This window comes from Flavobacterium seoulense, assembly GCF_000695795.1.
Lineage (GTDB): Bacteria > Bacteroidota > Bacteroidia > Flavobacteriales > Flavobacteriaceae > Flavobacterium > Flavobacterium seoulense.
Genome location: NZ_JNCA01000019.1, coordinates 19,086 through 34,701, shown reverse-complemented (window position 1 = coordinate 34,701; position 15,616 = coordinate 19,086). Strand labels below are relative to the sequence as shown.

Annotated in this window: 14 protein-coding genes; 11 read left to right on the top strand and 3 right to left on the bottom strand. The window is 32.3% G+C overall.

Annotated elements, in window-relative coordinates:
* The first annotated feature begins 61 nt into the window (after positions 1-61).
* From FEM21_RS10575 to FEM21_RS10540, 8 genes are all read left to right on the top strand, one after another.
* Positions 62-1,132 carry an N-acetylmuramoyl-L-alanine amidase family protein gene (locus FEM21_RS10575; protein WP_035660262.1) on the top strand — a complete coding sequence of 357 codons (1,071 nt, stop codon included), beginning with the start codon at positions 62-64 and terminating at the stop codon, positions 1,130-1,132.
* Between the two features lie 104 nt (positions 1,133-1,236).
* A complete protein-coding gene (locus FEM21_RS10570) occupies positions 1,237-2,352 on the top strand; it encodes an N-acetylmuramoyl-L-alanine amidase family protein (RefSeq protein ID WP_394332869.1) in 1,116 nt (371 codons plus the stop codon).
* A gap of 47 nt (positions 2,353-2,399) precedes the next feature.
* Entirely contained in the window at positions 2,400-3,359 is a 960-nt protein-coding gene (locus tag FEM21_RS10565; RefSeq protein ID WP_035660261.1) for an MlaD family protein, read from the top strand.
* A gap of 9 nt (positions 3,360-3,368) precedes the next feature.
* On the top strand, positions 3,369-4,706 hold the full coding sequence (locus FEM21_RS10560) for a 4Fe-4S dicluster domain-containing protein (RefSeq protein WP_035660260.1): 1,338 nt from the start codon (positions 3,369-3,371) through the stop codon (positions 4,704-4,706).
* A 70-nt stretch (positions 4,707-4,776) separates the two neighbouring features.
* Positions 4,777-5,568, top strand: coding sequence for a (Fe-S)-binding protein (locus tag FEM21_RS10555; protein ID WP_035660259.1), 792 nt, complete (start codon positions 4,777-4,779; stop codon positions 5,566-5,568).
* 75 nt (positions 5,569-5,643) lie between these two features.
* On the top strand, positions 5,644-6,126 hold the full coding sequence (locus tag FEM21_RS10550; RefSeq protein ID WP_035660258.1) for a hypothetical protein: 483 nt from the start codon (positions 5,644-5,646) through the stop codon (positions 6,124-6,126).
* A gap of 131 nt (positions 6,127-6,257) precedes the next feature.
* On the top strand, positions 6,258-7,415 hold the full coding sequence (bshA, locus tag FEM21_RS10545; RefSeq protein WP_035660257.1) for an N-acetyl-alpha-D-glucosaminyl L-malate synthase BshA: 1,158 nt from the start codon (positions 6,258-6,260) through the stop codon (positions 7,413-7,415).
* 10 nt (positions 7,416-7,425) lie between these two features.
* On the top strand, positions 7,426-7,854 hold the full coding sequence (locus tag FEM21_RS10540; RefSeq protein ID WP_035660307.1) for a protease complex subunit PrcB family protein: 429 nt from the start codon (positions 7,426-7,428) through the stop codon (positions 7,852-7,854).
* Positions 7,855-7,904: 50 nt separating this feature from the next.
* On the opposite strand, the gene FEM21_RS10535 is transcribed toward FEM21_RS10540, so the two are convergent.
* Both FEM21_RS10535 and FEM21_RS10530 read right to left on the bottom strand, forming a co-directional pair.
* A complete protein-coding gene (locus FEM21_RS10535; RefSeq protein WP_035660256.1) occupies positions 7,905-8,393 on the bottom strand; it encodes a hypothetical protein in 489 nt (162 codons plus the stop codon).
* A 117-nt stretch (positions 8,394-8,510) separates the two neighbouring features.
* Positions 8,511-9,332 (bottom strand): UDP-2,3-diacylglucosamine diphosphatase, encoded by an 822-nt coding sequence (locus FEM21_RS10530; protein ID WP_035660305.1) that lies wholly within the window; start codon positions 9,330-9,332, stop codon positions 8,511-8,513.
* A gap of 185 nt (positions 9,333-9,517) precedes the next feature.
* Here FEM21_RS10530 and aroC point away from each other — a divergent pair, with 185 nt between their 5' ends.
* From aroC to FEM21_RS10515, 3 genes are all read left to right on the top strand, one after another.
* The gene (gene aroC, locus FEM21_RS10525; protein WP_035660255.1) at positions 9,518-10,576 is read left to right on the top strand and encodes a chorismate synthase; all 1,059 of its coding nucleotides are present in this window, start codon (positions 9,518-9,520) and stop codon (positions 10,574-10,576) included.
* 134 nt (positions 10,577-10,710) lie between these two features.
* Positions 10,711-11,988, top strand: coding sequence for a dicarboxylate/amino acid:cation symporter (locus FEM21_RS10520; RefSeq protein ID WP_035660252.1), 1,278 nt, complete (start codon positions 10,711-10,713; stop codon positions 11,986-11,988).
* A gap of 102 nt (positions 11,989-12,090) precedes the next feature.
* Entirely contained in the window at positions 12,091-14,292 is a 2,202-nt protein-coding gene (locus FEM21_RS10515) for a response regulator (RefSeq protein WP_035660250.1), read from the top strand.
* Between the two features lie 60 nt (positions 14,293-14,352).
* Here the strand turns inward: FEM21_RS10515 and FEM21_RS10510 are convergent, their stop codons facing one another.
* Positions 14,353-15,603, bottom strand: a complete 1,251-nt coding sequence (locus FEM21_RS10510) for a DEAD/DEAH box helicase (protein ID WP_035660248.1) — start codon at positions 15,601-15,603, stop codon at positions 14,353-14,355.
* Positions 15,604-15,616: the final 13 nt, after the last annotated feature.

Here is a 15,616-nt window from a genome sequence, read left to right as displayed (position 1 = left end):
GCAAAAATAGTCAAATAAAAAAATTAAGCATAGTGCTTTTAATTAAATTAACTTTTAAAAAATGAAATTCAATTATAAGAACTTTTTTTTAATAACAGTTTTAATGTTGTTTGGATTTAGTTCCGTTTTTTCTCAGAATAAGAAGGTTTTTACAGTAATTCTGGATGCGGGTCATGGTGGGAAAGATCCGGGCAATTCGTATCATGGTTTCGTTGAAAAAGAAATTGCACTTAAAACCGTTTTAAAGGTGGGTGATTATCTTAAAAATGAGCGAAATATCGAAGTAAAATACACCCGAACTACGGATGTATTTATCGAATTGGCTAACCGTCCTAAAGTTGCTAATAATGCTAAGGCAAATCTGTTTGTGTCAATACACTGTAATTCGGTTAAAAACCCAGCGCCTCATGGAACGGAGACTTTTGTTATGGGATTGTCAAGACACGATATGAATTTAGAAGTGGCTAAAAGCGAGAATTCGGTTATTTTATTAGAGAAAGATTATAAAAGAAAATACCAGGGATTTGATCCTAAAAAGCCTGAAACCCTGATAGGTTTGACGATGATTCAGGAAGAAAATCTAAATAATAGTATCAGTTTAGCATCAGGAATCCAGAATAATTTCACCAAGAAATTAAACAGAAGTTCAAGAGGAGTAAAGCAACAGCCTTTATGGGTTTTGGACGCTGCTTATATGCCAAGTGTTTTAATAGAATTGGGTTTTTTGTCTAATAAAACAGAAGGGAAGTTTCTAAATTCGAATGAAGGACAAACTAAAATGGCAAAACAAATTGCCGATGCAATTATAGATTATAAACGAAGGTATTTCGGGACAGGAGATTCTGATTCTTATGAGAAGGATTCGAATAAAAAAACTACTAAAGCAACGGCTTCTAAAAAAGGGGATTCTGCTGGTCAAATCTACAAAGTACAGGTTTTAGCAAGTCCGAAAAAAATAAAATTAGTACCGGGTAATTTTAAAGGTTTAAAAGATATATCGTATGAATTTCTAAATAATCTTTACAAATACATGTACGGATCGACTTCGGATTTTCAGGAAGCTAAAAATTTACAGTTAGAAGCCCGAAATGCAGGATTTTTGAAAGCTTTTATTGTTAAAGTAAAAGAATAGTCGTAATTTTTGTGTCGCATATAAGTTTAATGAGTTAAAACAAGATTATTTTGAAATTAACAATTACAATTAAAAAAACTACTGCCGTATTATCATTATTAGTAATCTTACTATGTAATTCAGCTTTTGCACAATCTGATGTCTTTAAGGTTACTCTGGATGCAGGTCATGGAGCGCATGATTTTGGTGCTTCTTATAATGGTCATGTCGAAAAAAATATCAACTTAGCCATCGTGCTTAAAGTAGGGAAGTTGCTAGAGCAAAATCGTAAAATTGCTGTTATCTACACCCGAAAAACCGATGTTTTTATTGATTTGGTCGAAAGAGCTAATATTGCGAACAGAGCCAATGCTAATATTTTTGTTTCGATTCACTGTAATGCCAATAGAAACACAGCAGCCGATGGAACTGAAACTTACGTAATGGGTATGAGTAAAATTGCTTCCAACTTAGAAGCAGCAAAGAAAGAGAACTCGGTAATTACTTTAGAAAAAGATTATAAAGCAAAATACGAAGGTTTTGATCCCAATTCTCCGGAAACTATGATTGGTTTTACGTTGATGCAGGAAGAATATTTGGATAACAGTATTTCTTTGGCTAGTAAAATACAAAACGGTTTTGCAGCTTTAGGTAAAAAAATCAGAGCTGGCGGTGTAAAACAAGCGCCTTTCATGGTATTGCATAAGGCTTATATGCCAAGAGTTTTAATTGAAACCGGATTTATATCTAATTATGAGGAAGGTAATATTTTAGATTCTGAAGAAGGTCAGAATGATATAGCCAGAGCAATTGCTAATGCAATTATTAGTTATAAAAATGAATATTTTGGAGGAGAAGAATCAGAACCGGCAGTGAAACCATCTGAAAGAATGGCAGAAGAAGCGCCAGTAACAACTCCGGCTTCAGTTGTAACAAAAACTCCAGATCCGGTAGTTCCTAAAAAAGAAGTTCCTGTTCAGGCAAAATCAGATGTTGTTTTTAAAGTTCAATTGGCAGTTTCTAGTAAAAATTTACAATTGGCTCCTAAAAATTTCAAAGGTCTAAGAGATGTGTCAATGGAACCAATAGGAAGAAATTATAAATATTTTTATGGAGAAACCAATGATTATGAGGTTTCTAGAAAGCTTTTGGATGAAGCAAAAGCAAAAGGATTTGAATCTGCATTTTTAGTGGCTTACAAAAATGGAGTTAAAATCGATATCCAGGATGCAATTAAATAACGCCAAGTTCTAATATTTATATTAAATTTGCACTAAATACTTATATTTTGAAACTAACAAGAGAAATTAAGACTGCAATTCTGGTAATTGCATCGATATTATTATTTATTTGGGGTTATAGTTTTTTAAAAGGAAGAGATCTTTTTAGCAGTTATACAACATTGTATGTTCAGTATGACAGCGTTGAAGGCTTAGCAATATCAGCTCCGGTAACTTTAAATGGTTTAGTTATTGGTAAAATTGAAAATATTACCATTAATCCTAATGACGGTAAATTATTAGTTGAATTACAGATAAAAACTGATTTTCCAATTTCTAAATCAAGTCTTGCAACTATTTATGAACCAGGATTTATTGGCGGAAAGCAAATTGCTATCGAGCCTAATTTTTCAGATAAAACAGTTGTAGAAAAAGGAGATCGTTTACAGGGCAATGTCCGATTAGGAATGACAGAATCTTTAAGCAAGAAGTTAGTTCCTCTTCAGGATAAAATAGAAAAAGTATTAGTTAATGCTGATAATCTGATTTCTGGAATCAATAATGTGCTGGACAAAAAAACACAGGAAGATTTAAAGAAAAGTATTGCTGAGTTAAGTAAAACAATGGAACAATTTCATCAGGCTTCGGCTGGGATGAATTCATTATTAGCAGATAACAAAACTAAAATCAACGGAGCTGTTACTAATTTTAATAAAATGTCAGGCAATTTTGCGAATATTTCAGAATCTTTAGACAAAGCTGATTTAGGAAAAACAGTGGAAACACTGAATGCTAGTTTAGCTAAAGTAAAAGAAATCATGGCTGGGTTAGAAGCTGGAAAAGGAAGTATGGGTAAATTATTAAATGATGATGCTTTTTATAACAATCTGTCTAAAACTTCTAAAGAATTAGAATTATTACTTCAGGATGTTCGATTGTATCCTACAAGATATATTAATGTTTCACTTTTTGGAAAGAAAAATAAGCCTTACAAAGCACCTACTGATACCGTTTCAAATAGTAAATAATAACATACTATGAGTTATTTAGATAATATATTATTTGCAATCATCTTAATTGTTGGTTTTGGATACTTTATTTCGAATATCAAAAAAATCTACAGAAATATTAATTTAGGAATTGATGTAGATCGAAAAGACAATTCAAAAGAACGATGGAGAAATATGGCAATGATTGCTTTAGGGCAGTCAAAAATGGTTAAAAGACCTGTTGCCGGGATTTTGCATATCATTGTCTATGTTGGTTTTGTGATTATCAATATCGAATTACTGGAGATAATTATCGATGGATTATTCGGTACGCACAGAGTTTTTGCTCCGTTTTTAGGCGCTGTCTACAATGTGCTAATCGCTTCTTTCGAAATTTTAGCCATTTTAGTTATCATTGCTGTAACTGTATTTTGGATTAGACGAAATGTAATCAAACTAAAGCGTTTTATAAATCCGGATTTAAATGGATATCCTAAAAAGGATGCTAATTTTATCTTGTATTTTGAAACCATATTGATGGTTCTGTTTTTGTTCATGAATGCTGCCGATTTTCATTTGCAGTACGTACCAGGAGGATATCCTCATTTCATTCAGGCAGGTTCATTTCCGGTAAGTCAGTTTTTAGCGCCTTTATTTAACGGAATAAATAACGATGCAGTAGCTGTGATTTACGAATTGTTTTGGTGGTTACATATCGTTGGGATTTTGATATTCATGAATTATTTGTATTTTTCAAAACATTTGCACATTCTTTTAGCTTTTCCAAATACTTATTTTGCGAATTTAAAACCATTAGGAGAATTTGATAATTTAGAAGCAGTTACTAAAGAAGTGAAAATGATGATGGATCCCAATGCTGATCCATTTACAGCTCCGGCAGCAGCTGAAGGAGAAGTTCCGGCTAAATTTGGAGCTAGTGATATACAAGATTTAAACTGGGTACAATTACTTAATGCTTATACTTGTACCGAGTGCGGAAGATGTACTTCGGCATGTCCGGCTAATATTACGGGTAAGAAATTATCTCCCCGAAAAATTATGATGGATACGCGCGATAGGATGGAAGAAGTAGGAAGAAATATTGATGCTAACAAAGGTGTTTTTGTTGCTGATAATAAAACATTACTGAATGATTACATTACTCCCGAAGAACTTTGGGCTTGTACTTCTTGTAACGCTTGTGTAGAGGAATGTCCGGTAAGCATTAGTCCGTTATCAATTATTATGGATATGCGTCGTTTCTTAGTAATGGAGCAAAGTGCAGCACCAACAACTTTAAATGCCATGATGACTAATGTTGAAAATAACGGAGCACCTTGGCCATACAATCAACAAGATCGATTGAACTGGAAAAACGAAATATAGTTGAATTGTTTATTCGGTAAAATGTTTAACCGTTTAAACAAATAACAAATCAACGATTAAACAAAAAGAAATGTCAGAAAATTTGATAGTACCCACAATGGCAGAAATGCTGGCTCAAGGAAAACAACCTGAAGTTTTGTTTTGGGTAGGTTGCGCAGGAAGTTTTGACGATAGAGCCAAAAAAATTACCAAAGCATTTGTGCGTATATTAAATAGTGCCAATGTTCCGTTTGCAGTTTTAGGTACCGAAGAAAGTTGTACCGGAGATCCTGCAAAAAGAGCGGGAAACGAATTTTTGTTTCAAATGCAGGCCATGATGAATATCGAAGTGCTGAATGCTTATGAAGCTAAAAAAATTGTGACTGCTTGTCCGCATTGTTTTAATACTTTAAAAAATGAATATCCTGAACTTGGCGGAAAATATGATGTAGTACACCATACAGAATTTTTAAAATCCTTATTGAACGACGGAAGATTAAGTATTGAAGGCGGGCAATTTAAAGGAAAAAAAATTACGTTCCATGATCCTTGTTATTTAGGAAGAGCGAATAAAATTTACGAAGCACCACGTGATTTAATTGAAAAATTAGATGTTGAATTGGTCGAAATGAAACGCTCTAAAGCAAATGGATTGTGTTGTGGAGCTGGTGGAGCGCAAATGTTTAAGGATGCCGAAAAAGGGAACAAAGAAGTAAACGTCGAAAGAACCGAAGATGCTCTGGAAAGTCATTCTGAAATTATCGCTACCGCTTGTCCGTTTTGTAATACGATGATGACTGACGGAATTAAGAGTAAAGAAAAAGAAGCCGATGTAAAGGTGATGGATATCGCTGAATTAATCGCGAATGCGCAGGATTTGTAAGCTTAGGATGCTAAGTTACTAAGATTAAAAATAAATCTGCAATTTAAAATCAACAATCAAAAATCTAAAATTGATATGTACGTACCATTTGAAAATTTACCAGAAGAATCCAGAATTTGGATTTACCAGTCAAACAGAAAATTTTCGGATGCCGAATTTTCTGAAATAGAAGCCGATTTAGAAACATTTTTAAACGGTTGGGCAGCTCACGGAACAAGTCTGGAAGCTTCTTACCAGTTAAAGTACAATCGTTTTATCATTCTTGCAGTAAATCAGGAAGTACAATCAGCAACAGGTTGTTCAATTGATGCTTCAGTAGCTTTTATTCAAAGTTTAGAGCAAAAATATGGCGTTGATTTATTAGATAAAATGAATGTAACTTTTAAATTAGGAGAACACATTGCTCATAAACCATTAATTGATTTCAAGAAAATGGTAAAAGATAAAGCAGTGACCGAAAATACGATTGTTTTTAATAACCTGATTAATACCATTCAGGAATATAATGAATCATGGGAAGTGCCTGCAGCAGATAGCTGGCATAGCCGATTTTTTTAATAAAAGTATAAAAGGAGATTTTTTTCTCCTTTTTTTGTACCTATATTTTTGCAGTGCTGTATAGGAGTTTTAACTTAATTTAACTCTTTTTTGTTGCTTTTTGAGTACTTTCGTAATACTAAAATTTATACATGAAAATAGCAATAGTTTGTTATCCAACCTTTGGAGGAAGTGGTGTTGTCGCTACCGAATTAGGTTTAGAATTAGCTCGTTTAGGACATGAAGTTCACTTTATAACTTATAGTCAGCCGGTACGTTTGGCGTTGCTAAGTCCTAATGTTCATTATCACGAAGTAAACGTTCCCGAATATCCTTTGTTTCATTACCAACCTTATGAATTGGCTTTATCGAGTAAGCTGGTCGATATGGTTAAGTTGTATAAAATTGATGTATTGCATGTACATTATGCCATTCCTCATGCTTATGCAGGTTATATGGCGAAGCAAATGCTTAAAAATGAAGGAATCGAAATCCCAATGATTACAACCCTTCACGGAACAGATATTACTTTGGTAGGTAATCATCCGCATTATAAACCGGCAGTAAGTTTTAGTATCAATAAATCAGATGTGGTGACTTCGGTATCTCAAAGTTTAAAAGACGATACTTATAAATTATTTAATATTAAACGTGATATTCATGTTATTCCTAATTTTATCGAATTAGATAAAAATAACCCTGATTTGAATATTCCATGTAAACGTTCGCTTATTGCTAAAACCGAAGAGCGAATTATTACCCATATTTCTAATTTTCGAAAAGTAAAACGAATTCCGGATATCGTTAAGATATTTTATAAAATTCAAAAAGAAATTCCAGCCAAATTATTGATGGTAGGTGATGGACCTGAAAAGGAAAAAGCCGAATTTTTATGTCAGGAACTAGGAATAGTTGATAAAGTAATCTTTTTTGGTAATAGTAATGAAATTGATAAGCTTTTAAGTAATTCAGATTTGTTTTTGTTGCCTTCAGAGACAGAAAGTTTTGGATTGGCCGCTCTTGAAGCAATGGCCTGGGGAGTTCCGGTTATTTCCAGTAATTCAGGAGGTTTGCCTGAGGTTAATTTTGATGGCGTCTCTGGTTATTTAAGTGATGTAGGAAATATTGATGAAATGTCTCAAAATGCGCTGAAGATTTTAAAAGATGATACCGTTTTGGCAAAATTTAAAGAAGACGCCTTAACTGTCGCTAAAAAATTTGACATCAAACACATTTTGCCTTTGTATATTGATATTTATGATAAGGCAATTAAAAAATATCAAAAAAAACAACATTCAGATTCTAATTAATTTTAAGCACATGAAAAAAAGTATTCTTTCTATAGCTATAGTTTTAATGTTGTTTTCTTGTAAAACGGCAGAAAAAGTCCCAACCCATAAAAATCTGTACGAAGTTTTATTGCAAAAAAATGACGGAGGAGGAAATATTAATTTCTACGAAATTCTATCGGAACCTAACGAAATTAAAATGTTACTTAATGATGAGAATTTAAAAGGAAAAATTTCAGAAGCTGATGTGAAACAATCAAATTTTGTGATTCTCAATATGGGACAAAAGCCCACAAGCGGCTACGCCATAACGGTTGATAATGTTGAAGAAACGGATAAGCAAATTATTGTTAAAGTAAAAGAATTACTACCTGATCCCAATGCCATGTTGATGCAAATGATTACATATCCTTATACGGTTGTAAAGGTTAATTCGAAAAAAGAAATTATCGTAAAATAAAAAAATGCCACTTTAAAAAAGTGGCATTTTTTGTGTCATTTTTTCTTAGATTAGAACTTGAATTTAATACCTAAAGCGATATCTGGTCCAAAGTTATCTCCATAGTAGTTATCAGAAAAATACAATTCTGGTCTAATGTCTAGAGAAAGTAAAAGAGGCACTTCGTCAAAACCGTACTCAATACCAAGATCTCCAGCAACAAAAGCAAATGTTTTACTCTCATCTACTCCAGGCGCATCAACACTCCAGTTTCCAACACCTCCACCAACACCAGCGTACCAGTTGAATCCACCATCGATGTTCCAAACCCATTGGTAAAGACCAGTTAATTTGAACGCATCAACATTTTTACTGTTTCTCCATCCTAAGTCTAACTCTAAACGGTTGTTGTCAGACAATCCTCTTTGGTAAGAGATCTCTCCACCAAAACCGTCATTGTCTCCTAAACGCAAACCTAGAGCGTTTTTTGAAATTTCTTGTGCTTGTGAGCTGAACGCTAATCCCATTAGCATAAAAGCTGATAAAATGATTTTTTTCATAAAAATAGTTTTGTTACTTGCAAATTTACAATTATTAGCAAACGTAATCTTTACTCCAAAATTATATATTTTTATATAATTTCCACTTTTTTTATTAGGATTATTAGGGCTTGTGATTTATTTAGAAAGAATAATTGATGCAATTAGTTGTTCTCCAGTGAGTTCTTCTTTTTCAATAATATTTGATGTACTATATTTAGATTCATGATATTTATACAATTTCCATTTTTTTCTATTGTATTCTAAGGCGGTAAGATTTTCTACCCAGTCTCCTGAATTAAGATAAAGTGTAGAACCCGATTTATTAGCTTTTTTAAGAATTTTTGGTTCATGAATATGTCCGCATATTACATAATCATATTTGTTTTCGATAGCTAATTCGGTTGCGGTTTCTTCAAAATCAGAAATATGTTTGACCGCTTTCTTTACGCTTGCCTTTATTTTTTTCGAAAAAGAATAAGGTTCTTTTCCCATTTTGTTCAGGCACCAGTTGATAAAACGGTTAATTAGAATTAAATAATCATAACCTAAACCGCCTAGTTTTGCAATCCATTTAGCATGATTGACCGAAGCATCAAAAACATCACCATGAAAAATCCATGCTTTTTTTTCGTCTAATTCTAAAACTACTTTATCGGCAAGAACTAAATTTCCCATATTCATTTCGGTAAATTTTCGAAGCATTTCGTCATGGTTTCCGGTAATGTAATAAACCTTGGTTCCTTTAGAAGCAAAGCTTATTATTTTTTGGATAACTTTTAAATGTGATTTAGGGAAATACGATTTTCTAAATTGCCAGATGTCAATAATATCGCCATTTAAGACCAGGATTTCAGGCTTTATAGACAATAAATAGTTGTATAATTCTTTGGCATGACTTCCATAGGTTCCAAGGTGAACATCAGAGATTACAACTACTTCAACTTTTCTTTTTTTCAATTGATTTACTAATTTGTTGTTTTGCAAATTAACGTTGTAAGTGTAAAATTATCTTAAAGTTAAGGTTAATAAATAAGCTGTTATTAGTAAACTAAAACGCAATTTTTAGCTTAAGATTGAAATCTTTAAATCATTAATTTTTAAAGCTAAAACTAAAATGGTACTTTTGTTCAAAATTAATTATAATGGCAGGAAATAGCTACGGAACACTATTTAGAATAACGACTTTTGGAGAATCACATGGTGAAGCTTTAGGAGGAATCATTGATGGTTGCCCATCAGGAATTGCATTAGATTTTGATGCTATTCAACTAGAAATGTCAAGAAGAAAACCAGGACAATCAGCTATAGTTACACAAAGAAAAGAACCGGATGATGTACAATTTTTATCTGGAATTTTTGAAGGAAAAACAACTGGAACTCCTATTGGTTTTATCATTCCAAATACCAATCAAAAATCAGACGATTATTCGCATATAAAAGATAATTACAGACCCAGTCATGCTGATTATGTATATGATCAAAAATACGGTTTTAGAGATTATCGCGGAGGAGGAAGAAGTTCAGCTCGTGAAACAGCAAGTAGAGTAGTAGCGGGAGCAATTGCTAAGCAAATGTTGTCAGATATTAAGATTCATGCTTATGTTTCGGCTGTAGGGCCACTTTCTTTAGAAAAAGATTATCAGGATTTAGATTTTTCTAAAATCGAAAGCAATCCCGTGCGTTGTCCGGATGAAGAAATGGCGGCGACAATGGAAGAGTATATCAAGCAAATTCGTAAAGAAGGTGATACTGTAGGAGGTGTGGTTACTTGTGTAATTCAAAATGTACCTATTGGATTAGGAGAACCGGTTTTTGATAAATTACATGCCGAATTAGGAAAAGCAATGCTTTCTATCAATGCTGTAAAAGGTTTCGAATATGGAAGCGGATTTGAAGGTTCAAAAATGAAAGGTAGTACGCACAATGATTTATACAATGCAGATGGTACTACAAAAACCAATCTTTCAGGAGGAATTCAAGGCGGAATAAGCAACGGAATGGATATTTATTTCCGTGTGGCTTTTAAACCTGTGGCTACGATTATGCAAAAACAAGATTCGTTGAATAATAAAGGAGAGATTACCGAAATGACTGGTAAAGGTCGTCATGATCCTTGTGTAGTTCCTCGTGCAGTTCCTATTGTCGAGGCGATGGCAGCAATTGTTTTGGCTGATTTTTATTTAATCAATAAAACATACTAATAAACGAGATTTTCTAAATTAACATATCGTTTTTTAATAAAACAATAATTATAAAAAGGTGAGCTAATAATTTTTATTATACTCACCTTTTTTTTGTACTTTTTATCCGGATTTTAACTTTAAAGCAGGATAAAATGACACAAAATATAAATGGAAAGCCATCACTTTTAAAGAATCTGACTTTTCAAATTCTAATTGCAATGTTTCTTGGTGCTGTTTTAGGAGTTATTATTCATAATTCAATTGATACAGCAACGGCGCAATCCTTTAGTGTTAAAATAAAAATTTTAGCAACTGTTTTTATCCGCTTAGTCCAGATGATTATTTCTCCTTTGGTTTTTACAACATTAGTTGTGGGAATTGCCAAATTGGGAGATGTTAAAGCCGTTGGGAGAATTGGAATCAAATCTTTAGCATGGTTTTTTACAGCCTCATTTTTATCATTATTATTGGGAATGTTTTTTGTAAACCTACTTCAGCCCGGAGTAGGATTGAATTTATCCAATGTTGATATAGCTGCTGTTTCCGAAGTAACTGCAAAAACGAAAAATATATCTTTCGAAAATTTTATAGAACACATTGTGCCTAAAAGTATTTTTGAAGCTATGGCAACTAATGAAATTTTGCAAATAGTTATTTTCTCTATCTTCTTTGGTTTAGCAGCGGCATCTTTAGGAGATTATGTAAAACCAGTTGTCAGTGTATTAGATAAAACGTCTCATATTGTACTTAAAATGGTAAATTATGTGATGAATTTTGCTCCTATTGGTGTTTTTGGTGCTATTGCGGCTGTATTTGCTGTTAGAGATTTTCAGGAATTAGCAATGACTTATTTTAAGTTTTTTGGTTCTTTCTTAATCGGAATTTCTTCTATTTGGATAGTACTCGTATTAATTGGTTACATTTTTCTTAAAAACAGAATGACTATTTTACTTCAAAGAATTTTTGGACCATTAATAATCGCTTTTGGAACGACAAGCAGTGAAGCCGTTTTTCCTAAACTTACCGAAGAGTTAGAGCGTTTTGGCGTAAAAGACAGAATAGTTTCCTTTATGCTGCCATTAGGTTATTCATTTAATTTAGACGGAAGTATGATGTATATGACCTTTGCGAGTATTTTTATTGCTCAGGCGTATGGAATTGATTTAGATTTAGGAACCCAAATGTCAATGCTTTTAGTTTTAATGCTTACCAGTAAAGGAATTGCAGGAGTGCCAAGAGCAAGTTTAGTAGTCGTAGCAGCAACATGTGGAATGTTTGATATCCCTGTTGAAGGTATTGCTTTAATATTACCAATAGATCATTTTTGTGATATGTTTAGAAGCGCGACTAATGTTTTAGGAAATGCCTTAGCGGCTTCAGTAATAGGAAAATGGGAAGAAAATAATGAACTTACAGCAATACAGGAATAAAAGATTAGCTGAATTGGTTAATAGAAAATAGATTTTTTATTGTAATTTAGAATTAATATATAATCGATTGATTGTGCTATCTTTGATAACATTATGCTGCTTATGTTTCCTTTTCGAATTTTTCTCTTCTTCTTTACCTTATCTCTTTTTAGCCAACCCAGAATTGAAAAAACTGAAGTTTCTTCAAAAGAAATACTTTCGTCAATAAAGCAGGCATCTCAATACTTGGATGAGTATAAATATGAATTGTCTTTATCCAAAGCCCGAATTGCTTTACATCAGGCTTTTGAAAGTAGAAATGACCTTTTAGTTGCAAAGTCTTATAATGTCATTGCTGGAAATTATGAGGAACTTTATGAGTTTAAAAAAGCAATACTTTATTATGAAAAAGGATTAGTTTATGCTAATAAAGCGAATAATGATACTATAAAATACAAGCTCTATAATAATTTAGGAAACGTATATTGTTTTGAAGAAAAGCAGTTCAGTAAAGGATTGTTTTACTATCAAAAATCCTTAAAATATAGTGAAAGAGAAGGCGATTTTGCGCAAATTTACATGACTAAATTAAATTTGACCTGGGCCTATTTCGATGCCAATGATTTTGTGAAAGGGAAAGTTTACTTAGATTTTATCAATAAAAAGTATAAAGGATTTGATAATGAATCGTATTTGGTAATTATAAACATGCTCAATGGCATGTATTATAGTGCAACAAAAGATTTTAAAAAAGCAGAATCTTATTTTATAAAATCAATAAATCTGGCAAAGAATGGAAATAATAAATTAGATTATTCGTATGCTTTAGACGAATACACAAAGTTTTTATACCATACGGGCAATTATAAAGAAGCTTACGAAAATAAGGCATTATTTCATAAAACTCTAGATGAAATTGATACTAAAGTAAGGTTGAATAAAGCAAATGTTGCCGGAATAACTTTAGAAATTGATGAATATAAAAGAAAAATAGATGAAATAGAATTAAAGAATAATTTTCAATCACAGGTTTTAGAAAAAACTAAAACAATTTCTATTTTGTTAATTATTAGTTTGTTGATATTGTTATTGTTGATTTATTCTTTGTATCGAAATTTTAATTTAAAAAAAGTAAAAAATTTAGAGTTAGTTCGTACTAATCATGAATTAGTTTTGGCAAGAGAAAAAGCCGAAGTAGCTTCGAAACTTAAATCTCAGTTTGTATCGACAATTACACACGAATTACGAACGCCATTATATGGAGTTATCGGAATAACAAATATGTTGGTTGATGAGCACAAAGAATTATCAGACAGTCCTCATTTAAAGTCGCTTAAATTTTCGGCAAAATATTTATTGTCATTGGTAAACGATGTTTTACAAATAAATAAGATTGAAGAAAATAGAGTCGTTTTAGAAAAAATGACTTTTAATATTGCTGACGAAATTGAATTCATTAAGAATACAATGGCTTATTTAGCTCAAAAACATAATAATACTATTGATGTTAAGGTAGACACTGCAATTCCGGAATATTTAATTGGAGACAAACTTCGCCTTTCTCAAATCATTATAAATTTGGTGAGTAATGCATTAAAATTTACTCATAATGGTGAAATAAAGATTCGGGTGAACTTAGTTGATGTAAAAGAGAAACTTTATTTTATCGAATTTACTATTGAAGATAACGGAGCAGGAATTGCCGAAGAAAATCAGGAAAAAATATTCGATAAATTTGTTCAGGTAAGTCGAAAAGAAATTGATTATCAGGGTACAGGACTTGGGTTGTCTATTGTAAAACAGCTTTTACATTTGTTTAATAGTACCATTTATTTAAAAAGTGAACTAGGAAAAGGAACTACGTTCAATTTTACTATTGCTTTTGAAAGCGATATGGCAAAAACTAATTCGATAATTAACAATATCAATGTAGATTTATCTTCGAGTCAGATTTTTAATGTTTTGGTAGTTGATGATAATAAAATTAATCTTTTGATTACCCAAAAAACTATTGAAAAATTTAACTATAAATGTAGTGTTGCCTTATCAGGTCAGGAAGCTTTAGCATTATTAGAGGTAGAAAAATTTGATACTATATTGATGGATATTAATATGCCGGTAATGAACGGCTTTGAAACCACAAAAGTAATTCGTGAAAGAGGAATAAAAACACCGACTATTGCATTGACAGCATTTGATAAAGAAGAAATTACCGAAGAAGCTATTTCTGCTGGTTTTAATGATATTATTAGTAAGCCTTTTGATTCTAAACAGTTATATAAAATTATTAACGAAGTCATTGTAAAAGAATCTCATCTAAAATAAAAAATCGTAAAAAAGTATAAACTCTTTTACGATTGATTAAATTTTTAAAAAGCTGATTTTTTAATACCAGCGTTTTTTATTTTGTTTAGAAGCGCTGGATTTTCTCGATTTGTGAGCACCTCCACTTCTGTTTGAATTTTTAGGTTTTTCCTGTTTTGCATCCGGACTTCCAGCATGCCATGGATAAGGATGATCTGAAATTGTTTTTACATCAACTTTAATTAGTCTCTGAATGTCTTTCCAGTAACCATGTTCGTCTTTACTGCAAAAAGAAATCGCAATTCCGCCATTTCCTGCACGTCCCGTTCTACCTATTCGATGTACGTAAGTTTCGGGAATATTAGGTAAATCAAAGTTGATAACATAAGGTAACTGGTCAATATCAATTCCGCGAGCGGCAATATCAGTAGCTACAAGAACACCAACTTCCTTGTTTTTAAAAGCATCCAGAACACGTTGTCTTGCATTTTGCGATTTGTCTCCGTGAATAGCTTCGGCAGCAATATTTTTTTTGCGTAACGCTTTCACCACATTATCGGCACCGTGTTTTGTTCTCGAAAAAACCAATACATTACTCAAATTTTCATTTTGAAGTAAGCTGTATAAAAGATTTCTTTTTTCGCCTTTTTCGACAAAATAAATACGTTGTTCTACATTTTCGGCAGTTGATGAAACAGGTGAAACGGTTACTGTTTCAGGATCAGTCAAAAACATTTCGGCAAGTTCTCTAATCGCTATTGGCATTGTGGCCGAGAAGAATAAAGTTTGTCTGTTTTTAGGAGTCAATTTTACAATTTTCTTGACATCATTTACAAATCCCATATCGAGCATCTGATCAGCTTCATCAAGAACTAAAGTGTGTAAATGATCAAAATTCACAAAACCCTGTTTGTGTAAATCTAATAATCTTCCTGGCGTAGCAATCAAAATATCTACTCCGCTTTTAAGTGTATCGACTTGTGGATTTTGAGAAACTCCTCCAAAAATAGTCAATTGAGTAAGATTAGTATATTTAGCATAAGTTTCAAAACTTTGCCCTATTTGTACCGCTAATTCTCTGGTAGGTGTAACTACTAAAGCACGAATTTGTTTTGGCTTTTTAGATGAACCTACAATTCGATGCAACTGATGAATAATTGGAATAGCAAAAGCAGCTGTTTTTCCGGTTCCGGTTTGTGCGCAGCCTATTAAATCATTTCCGGCTAAAATAAGCGGAATGGCTTGTTCCTGAATAGGGGTAGGACTTGTATAGCCTTCTTCATAGATGGCTTTTTGGATACTTTTTGAAAGTGATAAATCTTCGAATAACATAAGTTGGGTATTA

What these genes read in the sequence shown, in the direction of transcription:
- FEM21_RS10575 (WP_035660262.1), top strand. Translation starts at nt 62, where the DNA reads ATGAAATTCAATTATAAGAACTTTTTTTTAATAACAGTTTTAATGTTG.
- FEM21_RS10560 (WP_035660260.1), top strand. Translation starts at nt 3,369, where the DNA reads ATGAGTTATTTAGATAATATATTATTTGCAATCATCTTAATTGTTGGT.
- FEM21_RS10555 (WP_035660259.1), top strand. Translation starts at nt 4,777, where the DNA reads ATGTCAGAAAATTTGATAGTACCCACAATGGCAGAAATGCTGGCTCAA.
- FEM21_RS10550 (WP_035660258.1), top strand. Translation starts at nt 5,644, where the DNA reads ATGTACGTACCATTTGAAAATTTACCAGAAGAATCCAGAATTTGGATT.
- bshA (WP_035660257.1), top strand. Translation starts at nt 6,258, where the DNA reads ATGAAAATAGCAATAGTTTGTTATCCAACCTTTGGAGGAAGTGGTGTT.
- FEM21_RS10540 (WP_035660307.1), top strand. Translation starts at nt 7,426, where the DNA reads ATGAAAAAAAGTATTCTTTCTATAGCTATAGTTTTAATGTTGTTTTCT.
- FEM21_RS10535 (WP_035660256.1), bottom strand. Translation starts at nt 8,393, where the DNA reads ATGAAAAAAATCATTTTATCAGCTTTTATGCTAATGGGATTAGCGTTC.
- aroC (WP_035660255.1), top strand. Translation starts at nt 9,518, where the DNA reads ATGGCAGGAAATAGCTACGGAACACTATTTAGAATAACGACTTTTGGA.
- FEM21_RS10520 (WP_035660252.1), top strand. Translation starts at nt 10,711, where the DNA reads ATGACACAAAATATAAATGGAAAGCCATCACTTTTAAAGAATCTGACT.
- FEM21_RS10515 (WP_035660250.1), top strand. Translation starts at nt 12,091, where the DNA reads ATGTTTCCTTTTCGAATTTTTCTCTTCTTCTTTACCTTATCTCTTTTT.
- FEM21_RS10510 (WP_035660248.1), bottom strand. Translation starts at nt 15,603, where the DNA reads ATGTTATTCGAAGATTTATCACTTTCAAAAAGTATCCAAAAAGCCATC.